This window comes from Congregibacter sp., assembly GCF_045107095.1.
Lineage (GTDB): Bacteria > Pseudomonadota > Gammaproteobacteria > Pseudomonadales > Halieaceae > Congregibacter.
The window spans coordinates 1-4770 of record NZ_JBGCFU010000093.1 but is presented as its reverse complement, the minus strand read 5'-3'; the positions used below and the strand labels follow the sequence as shown (position 1 = coordinate 4770).

Here is a 4770-nt window from a genome sequence, read left to right as displayed (position 1 = left end):
CTTGTCACCGTTAGCTAGCGGGAAAGGTAATGACGGCTGAAAGAGGGTAGTGAACCCAGACTCGTCGTCGGCGCCAGCAAGATCGCCAGTGAAACTAGTGTAGATGTTCTTGAAGGTAAGGCTCGCCAGCGCCGTATTGGGGTTTGCGAGCTCTCTTGCGGCCTCGGCGGCAGAGGTTTGCGCGCTGGCATGACTAGTAGCCACGATGTCGAACACCGCCGCGGTAATTAGAGTGGTGAGAGAAAATGATCTACTCATGGGCCTGGGCTTCTGGGTTTAAGCTCTAAATTTGGTGTTGTTAGTACCTTGATGCTTTAGGTACTCCAATTTAAAGGTCAATGTTGCGCACAGCGACTTCGTACAGCGCCAGCTCCACATCGTCTGCTCTTTGTAGGCGACCTGTTATGTCCACGATCAATGCATCACGTGTTGGGAACCAGTCGGCATTCGTTGTCCAGCAGTAAGCCTGTAGCGTCACCAGACCTTTATCGATGTTGGTGACAAACACTGACGGCGCAGGGTCAGCCCGTACCCGGTCATCCGAGAGCATTGCATCGAGCATCAATTGCCGGCCGGCTTCCAAATTGTCATGGGCGTGGATCTGGATGGACACATCCACTCGGCGGTTGGGAACGGTACTGTAGTTTTCAATGTCCGTGGAGAAAGTCAGAACGTTGGGTATGTAAATCAGGCGGCCGTCAAAGGTGCGAAGGACTGTTTGATAGCTGGTTATGGCTTCGATATTGCCCATATGGCCTCTGATTGAAACCAGATCACCCACGTTAAACGGCACCCGAGGTAAGAATGGAATCAGGAAGAAGACGACAACGGCTCCGGTGATGACCAACAAGATGCCGATACCGGTAAAGCTTGCTACATCGTAGCCTAGGCTCTCTGCGGCAAGGCTTACTGCCAAAAGCAGGATCAGCACATAAATGGCACCGAATGCGACCCGCACCATTCTTGCAAATTTACCCGTGGGCTTTACGAACGAAGACACGGCTCGGTACAAAACAAACACGATCACCATAGCGGCCAACATAAATCCGAGGCCGCTTAGTATCAGTTTCGCGTAGATTTCCAGAGAGCCTAGTGCAGTGTCGATATTTTCCGTCATGGGTATTTCCTAAAGCGTGATGATTGCTCGAATGCCAAAGACCCAAAGCTGATCTTTTGAAGGGAGGCGTGCGGGGTTATGCAGCCACTGTATGTCCGGGGTAAGACTTATTGCCCGCGTCAGCTGCATTTTGTAGGAGGTCTCCAGCACCCACTCATCTTTGAGGCCCGCGCCGTGTGTTTCTTCGCTTGGTTCTGACCAGCCAAGACCCAGGGTCCAGGCGCGCTGTGCCCAGGGCTTAAGTTCAAAGCCCACGCTTGCCGAAGACTCGGCGGCAACGCCTGCGCCGCCATCTGAGTGGCCAGCACGAAAGAAACCCAAGACGTCTGGTGTCAGCTGATAGCTTGAGCTCATCGCCCAACCCGAGCCTGCGGAAACGCCCGCTTTCTTACGTTCGTCTTTTTCCCAGTAGGTGAGCTGTATGCGATCTGTGCCGCGTCTGGCAAAACCAGGGGTCCATCCAAATTCGACAGCCTTTAGCCATTCGCCTTCCTGCACGGTGTCAAAATCAAATTCGCCGTTCGCTGCATTCCCATCGTATATTTGCGCGCCGATCCATACTTGGTCGCTAATGTGGCCCTTTACTGCGGCGCCTAAAGCGCCGAGACCTGTCGTGCCAATACTCGGATTGAGAATAAAGGCGCGATTCAAAAAGCCGCGGTAAGGGGACTGAAAAGCGAAGGAGTCGAGATGTACGTCAAACGCCATGCGTCCGGCCGCGTAGCCCCAGCGTCCCTTGTTAAAGGTCTGTGTCCAACTCAGCACAGAGAAGTCGGTGTCAAAATTGTTGCCGTAGGGAAATCCCGGGTTGAGTGCTGCCATGTACTGGCCGCCTAACTCTTGGGGTGCCAGGCCCGTACCGAGGTCTCCGCGCGCCTCAAGTCGCCAGTCGAGTTTACCTACACTCCCGTTATCGCCCTGGAACGCGGTCCAACTCCCTTGGAAGCGATAGATGCCACCGGCCGCGTCAGAGTCGTCGCCTGGGGAGGGCGCTTCAGAAGCGTCCTGATAGGTCATGAGCAGATTGACACCCATTTTTATGCCGGTTCTGTCCGCAAAGTCTTGTTTCCAATCGAACCAGGGCGAGAGGAGTTTCTTTTCCCAATCCGGCTCCAGGAGCTCATCCCGGTATTTGTAGAGGTCTTCGAGTTCTGCTTGAACGCCGCTGGCGCCGCCAAAGGTGATGCTCTGCTGAGATGGAAACTTTTCAGGAGCATCGCGCTGTTCGCCTGCGGTAGTTTCGGCCACCGCAGTGTGCGTCAGCATTAGCAGTGCTAGAGCGTTGGTGTGAAAAAGTAAAGACGTCGTATGGTGCATATGAAGTTCTGTGGTTAGTCTCAATCGTTACTGCAAAATAAGGATGACTCTTGCAACGAGGGCATCCATCTCGCCGACGGTATCGAATCTATCGGTGCTGGTGTGCTTATAGTTGAGCGACACCGCCATGGATTGCGTGAGCCACCAGTTCAGCTGAATAGTGGAGACGTCGATCTCTCCGCCATCTATACCACCGTCGGTGAGATCTAGTGTTGAATATCGAAGGCCAAGTTCAAGTGCGCCAGCGCCGCCGCCGGGAACATTGTGCGCAATGGGAAGTCCGCCAAACACGCCACGATTCATCCGATAGGGTCGCATTTCTCCACTGAGGCTCCAGGCCGCAGACAGGTGGTAACCGGTAAAGTTAGGATCGTCTACCGTGGGGGCATCGATTCGATTGTCACTGTATTCGGCCATGAGCCAATAGGGACCGCTGCGCCACCCGAGCTCTGCGTTATAAAGCGCCGAGGACTCAGCTTCAAAGAACCCGGTATCAACAAATTTGGGGGCGTTGCCAATTTCAGGTCTGCTACTGTAGGCCAGACCCTGCTTGGCGTCGGTGTATCTCAGGCCCGCGCCAACATGCAGAATGGTGTTTCCGTCGTCGGATAGATACGGAACCCAAGTGACGCGCCCAACGCCCTGACTAGCGCTTTCATTGAAATCCTCACCTTCGGTTAACCAGTCGTTAAAGACCCCCGCACTCCAGGAAACCCGTTGATCTGGTATCGAGCCGTACAGGCTTATTCCCACGTTCCGCGTGGGAAGCATCGCATCAGCGGCTGCATAGCGCTCCTGGGATGAGATTTGGGTCATAGTCATAGAGCGATCCATGTTGATGGGCTCTTTTTGCTTGCCCACACGGGCGATGATTTTGTTCGAGACCGGAATATCTACTGAAAAATCAAACAACTGAAACTCGTCTTCGCCATCTTCTGAATCGAATCCGCGGTCGAAGGAGTTCCAGGCGCCTGCTATGTTATACAGCCAAGGCTTCTCAAAATTGATTGTTCCTGCTGTGCCAAAGCGCCAGCCCCGGATAGTTCCGCGTCCTCGTTCGTTCTCAAGGTCACCAAACTGCCCAGCGCTGCCACTGTCCTGACTGATGTACTGTCGGTCCAGGGCCAATGCAGAAACAAATAATCCGTTTACCCACTTTGTTTTCCAGGTGTTCCATTTTTCCGACCTAATACTGCTGGGTAGGGCAAACGGCGGTGGGTCGTAGGCGAGCCATCGATTGGAACGTTCAGTGGTCGGGGCTTCAGCGACTATAGATTCAGTGAGTGTGTTAGTGAGTATGGTTTGATCTTCGATGGCAAACACAACGTGCTGGCTAGTGTCGAGCAGCACTTTGATGTCGTTTATGGGGTTCTCGTCCAGGATCATAAACAGCGGGGGGGCACCTACCGTCAGCTTGCCAAGTAAGAACCCATTGTCCGCATCCAAAATGAGACTTTCGTCATCGGCCTCAATATTATCGCCAGAAATTAGCCGTAGCAGTCCGTCTTTGATTTTGATGTTGGCCAGAGACTCGGCACTCGCTGTCGAAGGATTCACAATGCGCACGTTTCTGATGATCAGGTCTGCAACGGTGTCCTGGGTTTGGCTATACACAGGGGCAGTTGTTAGAAGTAGGCAAAGTAGGGCGGCTAGCGCAGCCCTAAAACTCATAAAAACACGCAAAGCGATCCGCCTATGATTAAGTATTGGGTTGGCTTCATTGTGTCACTTAAAACACGAAACGAGCGCGCAGGTTTAACATCCATATTCTGTCTTCTGCAGGATTAAGTGCCGGGTCTTGGATGTATTGTACGTCGCCGGTCACCGCGACGTGTTTCCCTAAATCAGCGCGGTAGAACACCTCTATAGCCTGCTGCTCAGCGAGCCCTTTGCCGAACGTGGTCTCGTTGGGTTCTCCCCAATTGATACCCACGCCCAGCAGGCCATCCATTGATTGCGGCTGATACCCTAGCCCGGCGCTCAGAGAACGCTGCAACAAAGATCCACCATCATCGGTGTAAGCGCCTCGCACAAAAGGCATCAACTTGTCGCCCACATAGCGTGAGGCTGAAAAAGCCAAGCCCCAGCCGTCAGGAACGCCAGCCTCATCTTGCTCGTCCTTGTGCCATAGCGTCATGTGGTAATTATCGAAGATGATGCGCTCTTGGGAACTGGTATAGCCAAGTTCGATGCTTTTAAAGTACTCACCCTCATTCACGAAGTTCTCGAAGCCGTCGAAGGGCCGAGACGGGTCGCCGTTGGTATCAGTGATGCCGCCGATAAGGTAGAAGTTGTCTCCGAGCATCGTGCCGTAGGCGACGCCGACAGCCGCGTCG

General features: G+C 53.6%; 4 protein-coding genes and 1 pseudogene. All 5 read right to left on the bottom strand.

From position 1 onward, the window contains the following. Positions 1-258 (bottom strand): annotated as a pseudogene (locus tag AB8B76_RS12210) (hypothetical protein); the annotation flags it as partial. Between the two features lie 70 nt (positions 259-328). After that, complete coding sequence (locus AB8B76_RS12205; protein WP_405272838.1) at positions 329-1117, bottom strand: mechanosensitive ion channel family protein; 789 nt, start codon at positions 1115-1117, stop codon at positions 329-331. Between the two features lie 9 nt (positions 1118-1126). Further along, the gene (locus tag AB8B76_RS12200) at positions 1127-2383 is read right to left on the bottom strand and encodes a carbohydrate porin (protein WP_405272836.1); all 1257 of its coding nucleotides are present in this window, start codon (positions 2381-2383) and stop codon (positions 1127-1129) included. A gap of 78 nt (positions 2384-2461) precedes the next feature. Next, positions 2462-4048: a porin gene (locus AB8B76_RS12195; protein ID WP_405272834.1), complete on the bottom strand. Its 1587-nt coding sequence runs from the start codon at positions 4046-4048 to the stop codon at positions 2462-2464. Positions 4049-4163: 115 nt separating this feature from the next. Further along, positions 4164-4770 (bottom strand): carbohydrate porin (locus tag AB8B76_RS12190; RefSeq protein WP_405272833.1); only part of this gene is annotated, 607 nt, incomplete at its 5' end.